General features: G+C 45.4%; 14 protein-coding genes. 6 read left to right on the top strand and 8 right to left on the bottom strand.

Going from position 1 to position 19,908, the window contains the following annotated elements; all coding sequences use genetic code 11:
- Positions 1 to 4 precede the first annotated feature (4 nt).
- Positions 5 to 1,636: an amidohydrolase gene (locus tag FKX85_RS00630; RefSeq protein ID WP_141612908.1), complete on the bottom strand. Its 1,632-nt coding sequence runs from the start codon at positions 1,634 to 1,636 to the stop codon at positions 5 to 7.
- 50 nt (positions 1,637 to 1,686) lie between these two features.
- Between FKX85_RS00630 and FKX85_RS00625 the strand changes: the two genes are divergently transcribed.
- The gene (locus FKX85_RS00625; RefSeq protein ID WP_141612907.1) at positions 1,687 to 2,154 is read left to right on the top strand and encodes a type I restriction enzyme HsdR N-terminal domain-containing protein; all 468 of its coding nucleotides are present in this window, start codon (positions 1,687 to 1,689) and stop codon (positions 2,152 to 2,154) included.
- Between the two features lie 296 nt (positions 2,155 to 2,450).
- Positions 2,451 to 3,218 (top strand): ABC transporter substrate-binding protein, encoded by a 768-nt coding sequence (locus FKX85_RS00620; protein ID WP_141612906.1) that lies wholly within the window; start codon positions 2,451 to 2,453, stop codon positions 3,216 to 3,218.
- Between the two features lie 10 nt (positions 3,219 to 3,228).
- Here the strand turns inward: FKX85_RS00620 and FKX85_RS00615 are convergent, their stop codons facing one another.
- The 6 genes from FKX85_RS00615 to FKX85_RS00590 form a co-directional block, all read right to left on the bottom strand.
- Complete coding sequence (locus FKX85_RS00615) at positions 3,229 to 4,077, bottom strand: prephenate dehydrogenase (protein WP_141612905.1); 849 nt, start codon at positions 4,075 to 4,077, stop codon at positions 3,229 to 3,231.
- Between the two features lie 23 nt (positions 4,078 to 4,100).
- Positions 4,101 to 5,261 (bottom strand): pyridoxal phosphate-dependent aminotransferase, encoded by a 1,161-nt coding sequence (locus FKX85_RS00610; protein ID WP_141612904.1) that lies wholly within the window; start codon positions 5,259 to 5,261, stop codon positions 4,101 to 4,103.
- A gap of 5 nt (positions 5,262 to 5,266) precedes the next feature.
- Positions 5,267 to 6,106, bottom strand: a complete 840-nt coding sequence (locus tag FKX85_RS00605; protein WP_141612903.1) for a prephenate dehydratase — start codon at positions 6,104 to 6,106, stop codon at positions 5,267 to 5,269.
- Positions 6,107 to 6,245: 139 nt separating this feature from the next.
- A complete protein-coding gene (locus FKX85_RS00600; protein WP_141612902.1) occupies positions 6,246 to 7,460 on the bottom strand; it encodes a 3-phosphoshikimate 1-carboxyvinyltransferase in 1,215 nt (404 codons plus the stop codon).
- Entirely contained in the window at positions 7,457 to 8,494 is a 1,038-nt protein-coding gene (gene aroB, locus FKX85_RS00595; protein ID WP_141612901.1) for a 3-dehydroquinate synthase, read from the bottom strand. The genes FKX85_RS00600 and aroB overlap by 4 nt, the downstream gene beginning before the upstream one ends.
- A 25-nt stretch (positions 8,495 to 8,519) precedes the next feature.
- Positions 8,520 to 9,623 carry a chorismate mutase gene (locus FKX85_RS00590; protein WP_141612900.1) on the bottom strand — a complete coding sequence of 368 codons (1,104 nt, stop codon included), beginning with the start codon at positions 9,621 to 9,623 and terminating at the stop codon, positions 8,520 to 8,522.
- 545 nt (positions 9,624 to 10,168) lie between these two features.
- Here FKX85_RS00590 and FKX85_RS00585 point away from each other — a divergent pair.
- The 4 genes from FKX85_RS00585 to FKX85_RS00570 all read left to right on the top strand — a co-directional run bounded on the left by FKX85_RS00585 (position 10,169) and on the right by FKX85_RS00570 (position 16,680).
- Entirely contained in the window at positions 10,169 to 11,365 is a 1,197-nt protein-coding gene (locus FKX85_RS00585; RefSeq protein ID WP_141612899.1) for a proline dehydrogenase family protein, read from the top strand.
- 17 nt (positions 11,366 to 11,382) lie between these two features.
- Positions 11,383 to 13,101, top strand: a complete 1,719-nt coding sequence (lysS, locus tag FKX85_RS00580; protein ID WP_141612898.1) for a lysine--tRNA ligase — start codon at positions 11,383 to 11,385, stop codon at positions 13,099 to 13,101.
- A 98-nt stretch (positions 13,102 to 13,199) separates the two neighbouring features.
- Positions 13,200 to 15,260 (top strand): M13 family metallopeptidase, encoded by a 2,061-nt coding sequence (locus FKX85_RS00575; RefSeq protein WP_141612897.1) that lies wholly within the window; start codon positions 13,200 to 13,202, stop codon positions 15,258 to 15,260.
- Between the two features lie 202 nt (positions 15,261 to 15,462).
- Complete coding sequence (locus FKX85_RS00570; protein WP_141612896.1) at positions 15,463 to 16,680, top strand: arginine deiminase; 1,218 nt, start codon at positions 15,463 to 15,465, stop codon at positions 16,678 to 16,680.
- A gap of 441 nt (positions 16,681 to 17,121) precedes the next feature.
- Here the strand turns inward: FKX85_RS00570 and FKX85_RS00565 are convergent, their stop codons facing one another.
- Positions 17,122 to 19,884, bottom strand: coding sequence for a putative LPS assembly protein LptD (locus FKX85_RS00565; RefSeq protein WP_141612895.1), 2,763 nt, complete (start codon positions 19,882 to 19,884; stop codon positions 17,122 to 17,124).
- Positions 19,885 to 19,908 lie beyond the last annotated feature (24 nt).

The raw sequence follows: 19,908 nt of genomic DNA, 5'->3' as shown, positions 1-19,908 counted from the left end.
CGTGTCAATATACTTTTTCTCCACCGACAAAGGTGGCTTCCACTTGGATGCTGCGTAGGCTTTCTTCGGGAGCCGTCATCAGGTCCCTGTCGGTAATGATGAAGTCGGCAAGCTTTCCGCTTTCGATACTTCCTTTAATGGTTTCTTCAAAATTGGCATAGGCCGCCCAAATGGTCATGCCTTTTAATGCTTGCTCCCGGGTAAGGCTGTTTTCGGCTTGGAATCTATCAGCTGGCCAGTTGTTTGCATCTTGGCGTGCTACTGCGGCATGGAAGCCAAAGAGCGGATTGATGCTTTCTACTGGAAAGTCACTTCCCAGCGCGACAAGTCCATTTTGATCCATCAGGTCCTTGTAGATATAGGCGTGTTTGATCCTTTCATGGCCAAGCCTGTCTTCGGCCCAATACATATCGGAAGTGGCGTGAGTGGGCTGGACGGAGGGGATGATGTTATAGGCTGCGAATTTTTCGACGTCCTGTGGATTGACCACTTGGGCGTGTTCGATCCTCCATCGCTGATCGTTGTCTTCCATCAGTACTTTGCCATAAATGTTCAGCAGTGTGCGATTGGCGGAATCCCCAATGCAGTGGGTATTCATCTGAAAACCATGGTCATGGATTTCTTCTGCCAATGATAGGAAGTTTTCTGGAGTGTTCAGTAGTAAACCGAGTTCATCAGGGGCGTCATGGTAAGGGGCTAGCAGGGAGGCACCTCTCGATCCGAGTGCCCCGTCACCATAGATTTTAAAGCTTCTAACCGTCAGTGATTCGTTTTGGAAGGGCCCTTTTTCGAAATAATACGCCTTATTTTCTTCAGTAGGGTTGATCATGGCGTATACGCGCATTTTTAGACTGCCCTCTTTCTGCATGCTTTCGATGAGGTCTATGGTGGATTTGTCGAGTCCGGCGTCTACTATCGTGGTGAGGCCTACCGCAAAGCAGTTTTCCTGCGCGTCCAACAATGCCTGGCGGGATTCCTCATTGGAAATCTCCGGGATTTTTGAAGAAACTTGATCGATGGCATTGTCAATTAATAGGCCGGTGGGCCGGTTATTCTCGAGGATGACTTTTCCTCCCAGGATATTGGTGTCAGCAGAGATCCCGCCCATGTCCAAGGCTTTCTGGTTAGCGATGGCTGCATGGCCATCGATCCGGGTAAGGAGCACTGGAGTGTCAGGAAAGGCATCGTCCAGCATGGTTTTTTCAGGAAAGGATTTTTCAGGCCATAAGTTTTGATCCCAGCCGCGGCCTAAAACCCATGCTTGGTTGGGGTGGCTTTTACGGTGGGTTTTTACGGCCTTTACCAATGCTCCGAAGGAGGTTAGTCCGGTCAGGTCAGCTACTTTCAGCCCTGTGCCATACATATAGAAATGCGCATGTGCATCGATCAGTCCCGGGTAAATGAATTTGCCCTTCAGGTCAATGATGCTAGGAGCTGAGTATTTTTTTAGAATATAGTCGCTGGAATTGACCTCAAGGAACTTACCGTCCTTGATGGCAAAGGCTTCCATCTGATCAAATGTTTCGTTAACGGTGTAAACCAGTCCGTTATGGACGATAAGGTCTACGTTCTGCTTTTTGGTGCAGGAAGCAAGCAAAAGGGTCACGCTGCACAGGATTGTATAAATTCTTTTCATTTTTGTCAGACTTCGTTTTAATTGATCGAATAAGCTTGGATATTTGTGGTATGACAGCTGCAGACTATCCTTTTTTGAACACCCCGCTAAACTTGCCCACCACTGATTTCCAACTTACCGCAGAAAGTGGGAAATTAACCATTTTTGATGCATTGCGAAAGAAGTTTTTGATTTTGACGCCAGAGGAGTGGGTCAGACAGCATATCATATACTATTTGATAGCCTTTAAGCAATATCCAAAAAGCCTTTTTGCACTCGAAAAGGGGCTGGAATATAATCGGCTGAAAAAACGCTTTGATATTTTGGTACTGGACCGAGCTGGGCAGCCCTTTCTCCTGGTGGAGTGCAAGGCTCCAGAAGTGAAGCTTAGTCAAAAAGTGGTGGAGCAGGTCTGCATGTATAATAAAACCATTCAGGCACAATATATGGCTATTAGCAACGGAATGCAGCATATTTGTTTGCAGTTCGATACTGGTTCAGGCGCTTATAAGCAGATACGGGAATTCCCCGCTTTTTAGCTTCTAAATATCATAACCTTCTATCTTTTTACGTAAGGATCGTTGAATAGATGATTAAATATTAAAGGAAATGAAATTTTTTTAGTTTCAAAAACTTTCTTACTTTTGAAGTGTAGATGCCCATCCAGGGTATAAGCCCAATTATAAATCATGAGAAGAGCGGAGCAAAGAAGGCTATCCCCTTTCCCCAAGCAATACGATTAATTGTCAAAAATTTTCTTCATACGGTTTAATATCAAAAAATCCCCGGAGCATTCGGGGATTTTTTTTTAGTTTCGATCTTTGAATGAAAACAAATGACAGATAAGCGGTACATCGACCAAATGGGAAGGGAAGTGACCATTCCGTACTTTCCCAGGCGCATTGTTTCCTTGGTGCCTTCTCAGACGGAGCTGCTGATCGATTTGGGACTGGAAGAGCAGTTGGTGGGTATCACGAAGTTTTGTGTTCATCCAGGCGGGCTCCGGAAGAAAAAAGCCATCGTCGGCGGTACCAAGAAATTTCGGTTTGAGGTGATCGATGAATTGCGGCCGGATTTGATCATCGGAAACAAAGAGGAAAACTATAAAGAGGGAATCATGCAGCTGGCTGAGAAGTATCCAGTATGGATGAGTGATATTTTTAATTTGGAAGATGCCCTTCGGATGATACAGGAAATCGGGAATATCACCGGAAAAAAAGAAGTATCCCAGTTATTGGCCAAGGAAATTAGCCAGTGTTTCCATGCAGCGATCGATAGCAAAGGGTCAGCAGTTTACCTGATTTGGCAAGAGCCGCATATGGCGGTAGGTGGTGCGACGTTCATCGATGAGATGTTGGCCAAAGCGGGTTTTAAAAATTTGATTGCCCAAGTCCGGTATCCAACGGTTACCTTGGAGCAAATAAAGGAGTTGTGTCCCGATTTTCTCTTGCTGAGTTCTGAGCCATTTCCCTTTAAGGAGAAACATGTACAGGCCTTGCAAAGGGAACTTCCTGAGACAAAGGTGCAGCTAGTGGACGGTGAAATGTTTTCTTGGTATGGAAGCCGGTTACGGTATGCTGTAGATTATTTTAGATCGATATAAGAGCAGGCAGCTAGCCTTTTAAATCCAAAATGTCGCCGATCTGGTTGGCATTTTTCATTTTTTCGGCCAATTTCTCGAACTGGTCGCCGGTGAGGTGGTCCCTGAAAGCAGTGAGGTTTTCGATATAGCCATTCAGTGCTTCAAGGATATTTTCCTTGTTTTCCTTCATGATAGGTGTCCACATTGCCGGAGAGCTTTTGGCTAGCCTGACAGTGGAAGCAAAGCCACTTCCGGCCATGTTCAGGATATGCTTGTCGTCTTCCATTTTATCCAGTACCGTTTTGCCGAGCATAAAGGAGCTGATATGGGATAAGTGGGACACGAAGGCGAGTTGATTGTCGTGCTCATGCGGTTCCATGAACCGGACTTTCATCTCCAAGGATTCAAAAGTCTCGTAAGCCTTTGATTTAAGGTGAAGGGCCGTCTTTTCAGGCTCACAGAGGATCATGATCTTACTTCTTAATAAATCTGGAAAAGCTGCTGATGGACCTGCATACTCAGTGCCGGCGATTGGATGGGCGGCCAGGAAGTTTTTTCTGTTGGGATGTGCGGCCAGGGTGGTGCAGATCTGTTCTTTTGTCGAACCAAAATCCATAATGAGCGTTTCCGGGGATATTTCATCGAGCAAGCTGGCTACAATGCCACTGATCGTATCCACGGGCGTGGCCACAATGACCAGATCAGCATCCTTTGGGATTTTTTCGTTGCTTTGGTCGATAATGCCAAGTGATAGGGCTTCTTGCAAGTGGGTTTTGTTCTTGTCAAAGCCAGTGACTTTAATTCCCGCTGAGGCCTTTTTTAGGCCAAGTGAAAACGAGCCCCCCAAAAGGCCAAGTCCTATAATGTGAATATGCTTCATATAGATCGTTTTTTTGCCCCTGTTTATTTGGTCCAAGACCTGTTTACTCTGTCAAAGGCTTCTTGGATGAGATCTTCTGGTACACAAAGCGAAAATCTGATGTATCCATGACCGTTACTGCCAAAAATATCGCCTGGTGTGATAAAGATGTGGTTTTCGTACAATAACTTATTGACTAAAGCCATGGGGTCGGTTTGGTCTGCTAATTTCGCCCAGACAAACATCCCCGAACTTTCACGTTCACAAATGGCGCCGACCCTATCGGCCAGTTTCCAAACGGCTTCCCTGCGTTTTTGGTAAATAGTGTCCATTGCTTCGAACCAGTTCTTATCCAGTTTTAAGGCTGCAATGGCACCTTCTTGGATGCCCAGAAACATTCCTGAGTCCATATTGCTTTTGACCTTTAGCACTTCCTGCACGTAAGTAGCCTGACCACACAGCATTCCCACCCTCCATCCTGGCATATTATAAGTTTTGCTGAGTGAATTGAGTTCTAGGGCGATGTCCTTTGCGCCGTCAATGGCAAGAATGCTTACAGGTTTCTTGGTAAGGATAAAGCTATAAGGATTATCGTTGACCAATAAAATCTGATGTTTTTTGGCAAATGTCACAAGTTTTTCCAGTGTCTGTTTTGGGGCATTCGCTCCAGTGGGCATGTGGGGGTAATTGATCCACATCAGCTTGATGCCGGTACTTGCCAATGTTTCCAATTGGTCAAAGTCCGGGAGCCACTGGTTTTCTCCTTTAAGGTCATAAAACACCGCTTTGGCACCGACCAGCTCAGTGACAGAAGAGTAGGTGGGATAGCCGGGATTGGGGATCAAAACCTTGTCTCCTGGGTTAAGGTAAGCCAAAGAAATGTGCATGATGGCTTCTTTGGATCCCATCATGGGCAGGATTTCATTGGTCGGAGACAGGGAGACGCTATAATTTTTTTGATAAAAACCAGCGATTGCTTCACGAAGGGCTGGAATGCCCTGATAGCTTTGGTAGCCGTGGGCCGTAGGTTGCAGGCTAGTGGTGTTCAGCGCATCGATGACATCCTGGTGCGGCGGCAGGTCAGGGCTGCCGATGCCCATGTTGATAATGGGATGGCCTTCTGCTTTCAGGCGGGCGACCTCACGTAGCTTTTTGGAAAAGTAATATTCCTTTACGTTGGCAAGGCGATCTGCTGGAGCTATCATGATGGTTATTTAGTGTTTTTGTATTCTCCCAAAACTTTAATTTGGTGGCCACTGCTTTTTAGTTCTTCCAGTGCTTGTCGGTAATCCGATAATTCCCCGAAGATCAGGTCAATGAAAAAAGCATAATGCCAAGGTTGGTCAATCACCGGTAACGACTGGATTTTGGTCAGGTCCAGTTGATAGGCACTCATGGTGGTAAGGACCTTAGCCAAGCTGCCCTGTTCGTTTTTAATGATGACCTTGATGGAGGCCTTGTCAAAGCCTTCAACAGGTTGGGCATCTGCTGCATTTTTAACGATGCAGAAGCGCGTGATGTTGTTTTTGACGGTTTGGATATCGGAAGCCAAAATGTCCAGTCCATAAAAATCGGCTGCTGACTTACCAGCGATGGCACCTATTCCTTCCAGGTGTTGCTCGCTGATTTCTTTGGCTACGGATGCCGTGTCCATATCCTCTATCAGTTTGATCTGTGGATATTGCTCAAAGAACGCCTTGCACTGAAGCAGGGCCATGGGATGGGAGCGGACTTCTGTAATGTCTTCGATGGACTGCCCTTTGAGCACCATCAGCTGATGCGAAATAGGTAGGTAAAATTCGCCAATTACCTGTAGGTCGTTTCTGTCCATCAGGTCATAATTGGGGAGGATAGCTCCAGCAATGGAGTTCTCCAGTGCCAAAACCCCAATGTCAGCATGATTGGAAGTGATTTTTTTGACCAGTTCCGAAAAGGTAAGGCACTCGATGACATGAATGTCCTGGCCAAACTGGTTAAGGGCCACTTGGTAGTGGTAGGAACCTTTGATGCCTTGTATGGCTACTTTTTGCTGTTGTGGAGTCGAGGACACTTGTTTGAATAGTTTATTTGAAAATATATGGCAATGATGTAGACAGAGACAAACAGGACTGTTGATCCACTATATCCACAAACCGATGAGAGAAGCGGGTTTTCGGCAAATTGTGGAGGGTTTTCGGTAAATGATCATCTTAGTTCTTTATCCCTGCTAATATACAGTGTTTCCAGAAACTAGGATAAGATTTGTTGACAACATCCTTGTCCACAAGTGTTACCTCTGTGCGTGTCACCAGTGGCATGAACGCCATGCCCATTCTGTGGTCATCGTAGGTTTCGATACTCACTTTTGCAGGGATGCTTGTGGAAGGGATGACGGTAAACACCTCGTTTTCGCCTTCTTCCAGTTTGGCGTTGAATTTTGCCAGTTCTTGCTGGAGGGCATAAATCCTGTCGGTTTCTTTGATACGGAGGCTTTCCAATCCTGTAAACTGGGCTTTTTGCCCGATCAGGGCACATGTGACCACTACGGTTTGGGCCAGATCAGGGCAGTGCGTGAAGTCATAGCTTTCCAATCCGATTACTGGTTTTTTGGTCAGCTGGACGCCATCTTCCTTAAATTCACTTTGTACGCCAAGCTTGTCCATGATCTCCACGATCTTCGAATCGCCCTGAAGGCTGCTTTCTTTCAAGCCTTTCAGGAAAAAACTTCCCTCTTCTGCACAGGCCAGTAGGCTGAACCAGTAGCTGGCACCAGACCAGTCACTTTCCACAGCAAAGGTGGTGTTTTTATACTGCTGGGGACTTATTGCTATGATGTTATCATCAAAAGAATAGGCTACTCCAAACTGCTTCATCAGCTCCAGGGTCATTTCGATGTAGGTTCTTGAGCCGATCTTTCCGGTGAGCTCAAGGCTAAGCCCCTCTGGCAACAAGGGGGCATTCATCAAAAGGGCGGAGATATACTGACTGCTGACATCACCTCTGATCTGTACTTTGTTGGTCAGTTGCTTTTCAAAGCCTAGGGTTTCCATTGGTGGGTAGCCTTCCTTGCCCTTGTATTCTATTTTTGCACCGATTTGCCTGAGGGCATCTACCAAAATCCCGATAGGGCGTTCGCACATCCGGGGCGTTCCGGTAAGTGTCTTGTGGCGATTGGTCAGGGCAGCGTAAGCAGTCAGGAATCGCATGGTGGTGCCGGCATCAAGTACGTCCAGGGTTTCGGGATCTTCGCTTAGCAGGCGGATCATGGTCTGCGTGTCCCGCGCTTCTGCTAGGTTGGACAATTGGTTTTTGCCTTCTGTCAGGGCATCGATGATCAGGACCCTGTTGCTTTCGCTTTTGGAAGAAGGCAGCGGTATGGTTACTTCGCCAAAATGCTGTTTGACGGGCAATGTAATGTCGTTCATGGATGTTGGGTGTTGTAAAAATGCAGCGAATCGATGATGTCTTCCATGCTCACGGCGATGTTGTAATCACACTCGCCGATCTTTTTGAGTAAAGAGCAATTGATGGTTCTGCCATCATTCTTTTTGTCTTGGAAGCAGAGCTGCGCGATTGCATCCAGATCCTCGGCGGGGATATCCACTTTGCCAAAGACATGGAGCAGTGTGTCTGTAATGGTTTCCAGGTCTTCCTTGCTTAGCCTGATGTGGGCCTTTGAAAGATATGCCTCTGCGATCATGCCAATGGCAATGGCTTCCCCGTGAAGCAAGTGTCGCTCGGTATCGAGGTAAAATGACTCCACTGCGTGCCCCACGGTGTGGCCGAAGTTAAGGATTTTACGGAGTCCGTCTTCCTTGGGGTCTTTGGTGACCACTTCCTTTTTTATGTAAACCGACTTTTCAATGATCTCTGTCCAGCCTTGGTTTTCCCAGTTCTGAAGCTTTAGGCTATTGAAGTAATTTTCATTGCATATCAGGCCGTGTTTGATGACTTCGGCGTATCCAGATCGCAGCTCTGGTAGTGGCAAAGTGGACAGAAAAGCTGCCGAAATGATGACTGCTTCAGGTTCATTGAAAACCCCTATATGGTTTTTATAGCCGTTGAAATCCACCCCGAGCTTGCCGCCGACACTGGCATCTACCTGGGAAAGCAGTGTGGTGGGGATATTGATGAACTTTACGCCACGTTTATAGGTGCTGGCGCAAAATCCACCCATATCGCCTGTCACACCCCCTCCAAGGTTGATGATCAGTGATTTTCTATCAAAGCCGCAATCGGTCATCCATTGCCAGATTTTTTGGCAGGTGTCCAGGGTTTTGTTCACTTCGCCGGCTTCAAAAGCAAAGTGCTCATGGGCTGGAAGTGCGTCCTGAATGAGGGGATAGCAGGCTTGGTAAGTGTTGCTATCAGTGATGACACCAAGTTTGGAGAAGTTCTTTGATTTCAAGAACCTCTCCAGGTCTGGTGCGATTTGCGTGGAGAAAATGATTGATTCCAATGGATCGATTATGTTTAAATCTCAGTTAAGCGTTTTTATTTACCGGATCACCGGCTCTCAGTTGTTTTTCTTGTCTCTTAACGGACTCTTCGTGGATCGAAAATAACAATTCTTTCATGAATTTTTCGCTAAGTCCTTTTTTAACTCCCTTGTCTGTTCTGGAATCCATTACTTCTTTCCATCTGTCGGATTGAAAAACGGTCAGCTTATGCTCTCTTTTATGGGCTCCGATTTGGTCGATAACTGAGAATCTTTCCGCCAGCAGGTCGATCAGCTGATCATCCATGTGGTCCACGGCCGTTCTGAGATCATGCAGTTTTTCACTTGGTTTTTCGGCGTCCAAGGTGTTCTTGAAATCAATTTTTGAGAGGATATCTTTTAGTTGGGCAGGGGTTACTTGCTGCTTGGCATCACTCCATGCATTGTCAGGATCGTGATGGGTTTCGATCATCAGGCCGTCCAGTCCGAAATTGATCGCTCTCTGGGAGATTTCCAGGATACCATCTCTTTTTCCAACGATGTGACTTGGGTCATTGATCACTTCCATTCCCTTCCATTCTCTTTTCAGGTGGATTGGCATGGACCAGTTTGGTTTATTCCTGAAGCGCTTGTCGTAAGCATCGCTGAAGCCTCTGTGGATGGCAGCAAGCTTGTTGATGCCAACTGCATGGAGACGTTCCAGTGCGCCGATCCAAAGTTGCAGGTCAGGGTTCATCGGGTTTTTCACCATTACGGGGATGTCAGTGCCTCTTAGGGCTTCTGCGATCTCCTGTACTGCAAAAGGGTTTACAGTAGTCCTGGCACCGATCCATAGCACATCTACATTGTGCTTTAGGGCTAGTTCTACATGAGCAGTGTTCCCTACTTCTGTAGTGATGGGGATGTTCAGGTGATGGCGAACAATTTCCATCCACTTCAGGCCATCTTCACCAATTCCTTCGAAGCTTCCTGGCCTGGTTCTTGGTTTCCAGATGCCTGCACGGAACATGGAAGGGATGACGTTTTGCTCTTTCATTTCCAGGCAAACTTTCTCTACCTGCTCAGGCGTTTCGGCGCTACAAGGGCCAGCGATGATGACATGACCTTTAAGGCCTAGTCCCCATTCCGATGTTTTTAAGTGATCTTTCATTATTGATTTGGTTTGAAATAAAAAAAGCCCGACTCTTTCGAATCGGGCTTCTTAGTTTATGTTTGAATTTTTATTTTTCATTCAGGCAATAAACAGCTCCGATTCGACCTTTTGGACGAAAGTAAAAAAAGAAAAAGGTAAAATATTTTGCTGCTTGTTTTATCATGGCTCCAAAATTAGTGGGTGGATGTTTAAAAACCAATAAAAACTAGATTAAATTTTTATTAAACGTGAAAATTTTGAATCCGTGAGAATAGTGACAGTATAAAGGTGAAATGAGTGAGTGGTTTTCCGTATAATATTTCGGTAATGGAGTGATGTTGGAATTATTGTAAATTATTCTTTGGGGCTGTTTTTTTTTGGTGTTTCGTATAAATAAATCCGTTTATGCGTATTAGATTGGAAAAAGATGTCAAATAGGCCTGATAAGGCATGTTTGAGGAAATATGTAGATGGGATTGTGGCAAGTTTCTTGCAAGATTATTTGCACTGGCTAAGGTAGTCAGGATGTGTTTTTTTATATATTTGCACCTTGATTCAAAACGATGAATACAAAACCCAATATTTCTTTTGAAAATACTGAAATTGCCTTTGCATCCAGGACGGATGTGGAGCTCAAGAAAATGTATCTTTTTTTTGCAGCAATGGATAAGAATTGGGCGGTAAAGCTAGGTACAAATTTATCAGCTATCGCCTTTAAGTTGAAGTTGCCTGTAAAAGGGATCATGAAAAAAACGATATTTGGCCACTTTTGTGGTGGTGAAAGTGTCGAGGATTGTTCAAAATCCATTAAGGAATTACAAGAATTTGGTATCGGGACCATTCTTGATTATTCCGTAGAGGGAACCGGAACAGAAAAGAGTTATGATTTTACCCGTAACCAGATCCTTAGGACCATTAAGCGTTCTGCAGGAGCTAGTGAGATCCCGTTTTCAGTTTTTAAAGTAACTGGATTGGGAAGCTATAAAATCATGACCAAGGTCCAAGCAGGAGAAAAGTTAAATGCCAAAGAGCAAGAGGCTTTTGGGCGGTTAAAAGACAGAGTGGATACACTTTGTAGGGCGGCACATGAAAATGATGTCCGCATTATGATAGACGGGGAGGAGAGTTGGTTTCAGGGGGTTATTGATGACATGGCATATGAGGCGATGGAGAAGTACAATAAGGAAAAAGCCATCGTGTACAATACCTTCCAGATGTACCGTAAGGATATGCTGGGCTTGCTGAAGCAGGCACACCAAGAGGCGGAGCTGAAAGGCTACCATGTGGGAGCGAAATTGGTACGTGGAGCGTATATGGAAAAGGAAAGGGAACGTGCCGAAGACAGAGGCTATCCCAGCCCTATCCATGATACCAAGGAAGATACAGATAATGCCTACAATGATGCGCTTAAATTCAGTATGGAAAATAAAGACCGTATTTATCTGGTCAGTGGCTCCCATAATGAGTTGAGCAATATTATCCTTACCGAGCTGATGAACCTACATGGGGTGTCGGCAAATGACAAGCGGGTGTTCTTCTCCCAATTGTATGGAATGAGTGATAATATTTCTTACAATTTGGCCTTTGCCGGTTACAATGTGGCCAAATATGTCCCTTATGGGCCAGTGGAGTCGGTGATGCCTTACCTGTACAGAAGAGCATCGGAAAACACCAGTGTGGCTGGCCAGAGTAGTAGAGAATTTGACTTGATCAAAAATGAGATGGCGCGAAGGGCGTCGCTCAAGAAAACAATAATTTAACAATACATTATATTGCTATGCAATTACTGAGTGAACAAGAGATAGAAAGACGGAAAGACCGTGAAGAGTTGATGAAGCTAGGCATCAATCCATACCCGGCCATCCAGTTTTCCATCAACGCATCTGCCGAAGATATTCATAAGAATTATGAAAACAACAAGAACGACTACAAGGACATTACCATAGCGGGGAGGTTGATGAGCAGAAGGATTATGGGTTCTGCGTCTTTTGCCGAAATCCAGGATTCCTCGGGAAGATTGCAGATTTATGTACGTCGTGATGATATCTGTCCAGGTGAGGACAAAACGCTCTATAACAAAGTGTTTAAAAAGCTCTTGGGCATTGGCGACTTCATTGGTGTAAAAGGCTACATCTTTACCACCCAAACCGGTGAAATATCCTTGCATGTCACGGAACTGACCGTCCTTAGTAAGTCTGTGAAGCCGCTACCAGTGGTGAAGCGAGATGAGGAAGGGAACGTGTACGATGGCTTTACCGATCCAGAATTACGCTATCGCCAGCGGTATGTGGATTTGACGGTAAACCCAGAAAAGAAAAAGGTGTTTTTGACACGATCCAGGATCATTACCAATATGCGGAAGTACTTTGATGACCATGGTTGGTTGGAAGTGGAGACGCCGATTCTACAAGCTGTGCATGGCGGTGCCGCAGCCAGGCCTTTTGGAACCCACCATAACTCATTGGATATGCCGCTATACCTGCGGATCGCCAACGAACTTCATCTGAAGCGTTTGATCGTTGGAGGCTTTGATGGGGTGTATGAGTTTGGTAAAATGTTCCGTAACGAAGGCATGGATCGTACTCATAATCCAGAATATACCTCGATGGAAATTTATGTAGCCTACAAGGATTATATCTGGATGATGGAGATGGTGGAAGATATGTTGGAAAAAATAACCGTGACCCTCCATGGTACATCCAAAGTGAAAGTAGGAAGTCAGGAGATTGATTTTGCTGGTCCTTACAGAAGGTTGACCATGTTTGATTCCATCAAGGAATATGCAGGAGTGGATGTCAGCAAAATGGATGAAGCAGAACTTAGAAAAGTTTGTGCTGATTTTAATATTGAAGTTGATGATACGATGGGAAAAGGGAGGTTGATCGATGAGATCTTTGGTGAAAAAGTGGAGGACCACTTGATCCAGCCTACCTACATTACAGATTACCCAATAGAAATGACACCCCTTGCCAAAAAACACCGTACGGAGGAAGGCTTGGTGGAGCGATTTGAACTATTTGTCAACGGGAAGGAGCTAGGAAACGCTTATACCGAGCTTAATGATCCAATCGATCAGCGGGAGCGTTTCGAGGATCAATTGAAATTGGCCGAAAGGGGTGATGATGAAGCCATGGCGATGGATGAGGATTTCCTGCGTGCCCTGGAATATGGTATGCCGCCAACTTCCGGCCTTGGTATCGGGATCGATCGACTGACCATGATGCTTACCGATAACAGCACTATCCAAGAAGTGCTTTTCTTCCCGCAGATGCGGCCCGAGAAAAAGGTGAAGATCGCTACCGATGAGGATTTTATTGCTCTTGGTATCGATGCAGGGCTGATTCCTGCCATCCGTGAGCTGAACATTCACACCGTTGAGCAGCTGAAAGAGCAGGATGCCAACAAGCTGTTTAATGATGTGTGCGGAAAACGCAAAAAACTGAAGTTAGAGGCCAAAAATCCAAGTAAAGAGGATGTGGCCAATTGGCTGGCATAAGAATAGCCAACGATAAAATTAAAAAAACCGAATCTATCCGATTCGGTTTTTTTATTAACTTCACCCTAAGAAAATATAAACCTTTAAAAATATAAGAGATGAATAAAAGCCTACAAACAGCAATGGGATTGGGGTTGGCAGGGGCAATGATGGTTGCCTGCTCTCCAAAAGAAAACCATGAGGAAGAAAAAGTCCAGGCTATTAGTTTGGACAATATGGACAGCACCATCCGTCCCCAGGATGATTTTTTTGGTTTTGTCAATGGAAAATGGATCGAAAAAACAGAAATCCCAGCAGATCAAGGTCGATGGGGTAGTTTCAATGAACTTAGGGAGTTTAACAATGAGGCAGTGCTTACGGTCTTGGAAGAAGCGATGAACGACGAGCAGTTTTCCGCATCTTCGGATCAAGGCAAGGCGGTGGCCTTTTACCAAATTGGCATGGATTCACTTTTAGCTGAAAAACGAGGACTGGATCCGGTAAAGCCTGTTTTTGAGGAAATTGAAAAGATCACGGACAAGCCATCACTTCAGGAATATCTGGCCTATCAACAAACACACGGTGGAGGAGCGTTCTTTGGTCTTGGGGTCAATACAGATCTGAAAAATTCTGATGCCATGGCCTTGTACATCTCTCAGGGAGGATTGGGCCTACCGGACCGGGATTATTATACCGAAGACAATGAGAAGTTTTCTGAAATCAGGACCAAGTATTTGGCCCATTTGGAAAGAACATTTGGCCTTATGGGCTATGATCAAGCCAGGGCGACTTCTGCCGCAAAAGCGGTGATGGCACTGGAAACACGATTGGCACATGCCAGTAAGACCAGGATCGAGCTACGTGATCCTGAAGGCCGTTATAATAAGTATACAGTGGCCGATATGAAGACCTTGCTGCCATCGGTGGATTGGGAAAGGTACTTGTCCTCCCTCGGAGCTGACGTAGATGAGGTCATTGTTTCCACACCTAAATTCATGGAAGAAGTAGAAGCCGTCTTGAATGAAGTGCCGGTAGCGACATGGCAGGATTACCTGAAATGGCATGTGATCGACGCCGCGTCTCCGTATTTGAGCCATGCGTTTGTTCAGAATAATTTTGATTTCTATGGTAAGGAGCTCCAGGGAACAGACCAGATGCGACCAAGATGGAAGCGTGTGCTGGGGACCACTGAGCGGGCTGCCGGAGAAGCAATTGGCAAACTGTATACCGAGAAATACTTTCCACAAGAAGCCAAGGATAAGGCCAAGGAGATGGTGGACAATATCCTTGTGGCCATGGGCGAACGTATCAAAAACCTGCCATGGATGTCTGAAGAGACCAAAACCAAGGCCTTGGAAAAACTGGGGACATTCAAGGTGAAGATTGGCTTTCCTGATAAGTGGAAGAGTTACACTGCTCTGAAGGTCAACGGAGATCCAGAAACAGCCTCCTACTTCGATAATGTAATGGCATCGTCCCGTTTTAATTTTGAGCGGAACATCGAAAAGCTGGGTAAGCCCATCGATAAAGATGAGTGGTTTATGACCCCTCAAACGGTGAATGCTTATTATAATCCAACATGGAATGAAATCGTGTTCCCTGCAGGCATCCTTCAGCCGCCGTTTTATAATTATAAGGCAGATGCTGCGGTTAATTATGGTGGTATTGGAGCGGTCATTGGTCATGAGATTTCACACGGTTTTGATGACCAGGGAAGCCAGTATGATGCAGCGGGCAATCTGAAGAACTGGTGGAAAGATGAGGATCGTGAGAATTTCGAAAAGCGTACCGGCCAGTTGGTGGCCCAGTTTGATGGCTATGAACCAATTGAGGGAGTGCATGTAAAAGGAGCGCTTACTTTGGGTGAGAATATTGGTGATTTGGGCGGTTTGTTGGTGGCCTATGACGGGCTTCAGCATCATTTTAAAGAACATGGAAGACCTGAGAACATCGACGGATTTACTCCCGAGCAACGCTATTTTATTTCTTGGGCAACCATATGGAGAATGAAAAGCAGGGAGGAAGCGCTTAGGACACAAATCCAGACGGATCCGCACTCACCTGCCCAGTACCGGGGCAATGGACCTCTGGTGAATATTGATGGATTTTATGAAGCCTTTGACGTAAAAGAAGGTGATGAAATGTACAAAGCACCGGACGATAGGGTGAGGATTTGGTAATATAACTGGAAGTTAGTATTCAACATCCAAGTGAGGTATGTTGATATTTTCCAGGCATTCATTCGAATTAATACAGAAAGGACGGCAAAATTTAATGTCGTCCTTTTTATTTTTGTTGTAATAAATTGATGGTTATTTTTCTATTTTGGTAAAATTATATTTATTTTGTTAGTATTGTTAAAATAGCAGGGTAGAATACTTTATGGATCTGAGGATAAATTCTGAATTTGGAACACTTAAAGCAGTACTGATGCACAGACCGGGAAAGGAAATTGATCGGTTGACACCTTATAACAAGGAGTTACTGCTTTTCGAAGACGTTCCCTACCTGGAAGCTATGCAGAAGGAGCATGATTACTATACCAATATCATCAAACAAACCACTGGAGCGACAGTGTACAGTCTTCATGAGCTACTCATGGAGACCATGGCCGATGATGATATACTTTTTAAAATGATGGAGGAAGCGCTTTCGTTTAGCAGATTGTCACATTTTACAGAAAGTATACTCGGAAGACTTTCTACTTCGGAGTGTGCCACTGCGCTGATCGCCGGGATCAAAGTGCACGAACTGAAAAAGAAAATCAGTAAGTTGCCCTTGGTGGACTTGATGGATTTTGCCTTTATCATTCCCCCTTGTCCGAATTTATATTTTCAGCGGGATCCGATAGCGCTCACACCCGGTGGAGTGGTCTTTTCGAGCATGAAGATGGAAGGAAGACAGCGCGAAGCCAATGTGATCAGGTCAATTTTTGAAAACCATCCGCTCTTTAAGGATAAGGTGAACAAAATCTATCCTATCGACGGGCACAAAGACCCTGCCTGTATAGAAGGAGGGGACATTATTGTGATCTCCGATAAGGCGGTGGCCATAGGCAATTCAGAGCGAACGGACGAAAAGGCCATTTACCATGTGGCCAAAAGCTTGCTTGCCGAGGGGACGGTAGAGCGTGTGTACGAGGTTCACTTGCCCCAGCAACGTAATTTTATGCATTTGGATACGGTATTTACCATTTTGGATGAAAACCTGGTGCTGACGTATCCCGATGCCATGGATGCGGTGCTGCAGACCTCACTTTACACGCTAAAAAGTAATGATGGTGACCAAGTGCATATCAAGCGGACAGTATTGAAAGAATCCTTGCTGACGGTCTTGGAGAAAGAAATCCCTTACTTGGAGATCATTCATCTCGGTGGTAACGGTAACAAGGATTACGCCCTGCGAGAGCAATGGTTTGATGGAGCCAATGTCTTTGCCATCGGGCCGAGAAAGGTGATCTCATACCGACGAAACAAACATACCAACAGGGCCTTACGGGACATGGGCGTGGAGGTGCTGGACATTCCTTCCTCAGAGCTTTCCCGTGGCCTGGGAGGGCCAAGGTGCATGACCATGCCTTTGAGCAGATCGAAGATTTAGTAAAGATGTGAGTATTGCGGGCCAAGCAATATTTCTGGGGGATGAGAGATTTCTAGGTTGTTTTGGTAAGTATATTTCTCTTTAATTTAGCAATAGGAATGCGTGATCCAGTATAAAAAATCAGCGCCATCTGCGTGCTATCGGAATCAATCCCAATCCCCCCCCTCCAACTTTTTCACTTGACCCAGTATTGGGATACTGAGAAAATCGGGAATCAGGTATCAAGATAGAAGGACGGACAAAGAGCCAAGACAAAGATACAAAGTAACAAGATGCCTCATCCTCCGCTTGCAGGGGAGGTTAGGTTCTTTTCTGGAGTCAAGCAATTTTTTATCAAATAGAAATATTCCCTAGGTAAATTTTTGTCCAATAAGCATGATGAAATGCCGGAAATTCACGAACGTGTCAACCTTCAAACACTCCAACTTTTCAACCTTTCCATCAATAATCAAAGAAAGACCGTCTTCTCGAAACCTTTAGGTCTTGGAGGATGCTTGCCTTTACACGGATGTCGATATTATAGCTGGTAAATGCGCCAAATGGAATCCAGCTGGCATTCATCTGCCAGCAGTGCAGGTCCCGGGCAATACCAATCATGGTCTGGGTAATTTTGTTGGTCGAAAAATCATAGCCGGTATTAAAGTTCACTTTCCACTTTTCTGATAAACTGAGGTCGCCGGATACGTTTAAGGCCTGCGTGATATTGGAGTCTCCAGTGCGGTCACTTTTGCTATAGCTCAGGTTATATCCATAATTGATATTCCAGGGGATGCTCCAGTCTATGTACTGACTGGGGTCATTGGATATCCGTTCGATTTCATTTTCGACAAATTCATTCATTTGGCCACCGTCCTGGAGGTATTCATTGGTGAGCTCCTCCCGAGTGTCTGCAGGGGTTTTGTCCGGTGAGCCTTTGGGATTGAAGCTGCCGTTCAGGTTTAGGTTTGCACGGCTGATAGAGCCAATGCCCTGCCCGTTATTCCAAGCGTATTCGTTAACTTTCCTGTAATAGGTTTCGGTTCCATTCATGTAGCTGGTAGTAGCGTAGGGGTTCAGGGTAGCAGAGAGTGCAACGGAAATCTTATTGTCAAAGAAAGTCGTCCGAGTACTCATATTGATCGGTGCCAGTTTGAAAGAGTCTGCTACGAAGTTATAGCTGGTGGAAATGTTGAAAGACTGGAGCAAGGGGAACTTCTCGGTAGTGGCTTCAGTGCTGTCATTTTCCACTCGCTTCTTGGCTTCCAGTGTATTTCTGATCGAGACGTTCAGTGATCGTGATTCGCCCCTAGGTGCGCCTCCATAGAGGTAGCCTTGAAAACGGCTATAGAGCTGTGTGTTGCCCTCCTGGTCGACTTGTACTTGTTGGTAATATCCGTATTTGGGATCACTGAAATCAGGTGTGAAAGACATCCCCACGGTAGGCTGGATATGGTGGCGGATGGCTTCGAGTTTGGAGTCTGGCTTAAAACGATAAAAACCATACACGTTGGTAGCCATATTGAAGGATGTGTTATAGTAGCCTACGCGGCTAAAGCCATTTTCCAGGATCTTATCTACCCGTTGTTCAGGCGCATTATAATAATAGTTGATGCGGTCAAAGTACCAGAGTTCAGTGTACTGGAAACTTGCCGTACCGGTAAAATATTTAAACAAGGTAAAATTAGAGGATACCGGAAGGGTATGGCGGAAGCCATTTTCTGCTTGTTTAAGCAGCGTTGGTAAATTGGCCCAAGTAAAAGGGATCACATCCGGGGCTTCCAAATCATCTTCAAAAGCATCATCCTGTAGGAAGTCATCCTGAACCCCCAACACAGGTACTTCAGCATTGTCAATGGAGTTTTGGGCATTGAAGTTCCAGGCAAAATTCAGGGTTTTAAGCGGTTCGAAATTCGAATTCCGGAATGGGGTCTGTCTGTTCATGTTGACAGAAATGTCCGGAAGAATCAGCCTTACCTCACTGGTCTGCACATTTTGGGAGTGTCTTAGGTTTGCTGACATGCTGAAGGGCGTGCCGGTGAAGGTTTTGCTATAAGAAATATTGGAGGTGAATTCTGAATTTGTATTCCTGATGTAGTTGTTTGGGTTGACCACCAGGTTATTATAGTTGGTGGTACCGGCATTGACCGATGCTGAAAACCGGGAGTTTCCCCGTGATTCCGGGCTATGGCTCCAGTTGATCCACATGGTGGTATAGTCCAATGGGTTTTCATCGGTTTCGGGGCTTCGGAACTGCTGATAGTCGACATTGAACCCACCACTAAATCGGTACCTTTTTTTGTAGGCAGTTGCCAACTTGGCGCCGTAGCCACCTTTTGAGTAGATTTCTCCAGTGATCCGCGAGTGGATGTAATCGTTAAAGGCAAAATAATATCCAAAATCCCTCAGGTAAAAACCACGGCGTCTTTCTTCACCATAAGAGGGGATAATAATGCCGGAAACTTGTTCTTCTTTCTGATCAGGGATAAACCCAAAAGGCAATCCCACAGGGGTGGGGATGCCGTTAAAATAAAGGTTAAAAGGACCTGAGATCGTTTGTTTGCCTTCCACTGACTTAAGTCTCTTGGAAGAGATATGCCAATGGGGCTCTGCCAAATTACAAGTGGTATAGTATCCGTGGTAAAGGTAGACGTCTCCATTATCGTCTTTCTTGACAATTTCTCCACGAAGTAAGCCTTCTTGTTGTTCGGTAACGACGTCAGAGATGATGGCTTTACGGGTTTTGAAATTATAGCGCATCTCTTTACGGATTTCGTAGGTGCTGCTGCCTTCCTTGAAGATTGGGCTGCCCTGTACCGAGCCTGTGCTGTCGGTGACGCCGGAAGCGTAGAGTTCGTTCTTTTGCCAGTCGATTTCGATATAGTCAGCATCCAGTCTGATATTGCCATATTCGAACCAGGCCTTGTTATAAAGGTAAACCTTTTTTTCTCTGAAATCAGACAATATACTATCTTGCGCTGCGTACTTGATAATGGTTTCTATATCTCCTTTGGGCACAACCTTTGTAGTGTCTCCTGCAGGTATGGAATCATTAAGAACAAGGCTATCGGGAAGGGTCGGAGCAATAGTGTCCGTAAAAGGAGACAGGTCCGGAGCCACGATCTCCTTTTCTGCAGGACGCCTTTGGAGTTTGGTTTGACCAAAGGAGCTCTGGAAAGAAATGAACAGTAGGATAAAGGAAAGATAAGCTACCTTAATATTCTGCACCGATTTACTTCTATTTGCTTCAAA

The sequence above is a fragment of the Echinicola soli genome (assembly GCF_006575665.1).
In the GTDB taxonomy this organism is placed as follows: Bacteria; Bacteroidota; Bacteroidia; order Cytophagales; family Cyclobacteriaceae; genus Echinicola; species Echinicola soli.
The sequence above is the reverse complement of the archived record's forward strand: the minus strand, read 5'-3'. Positions and strand labels throughout refer to the sequence as shown.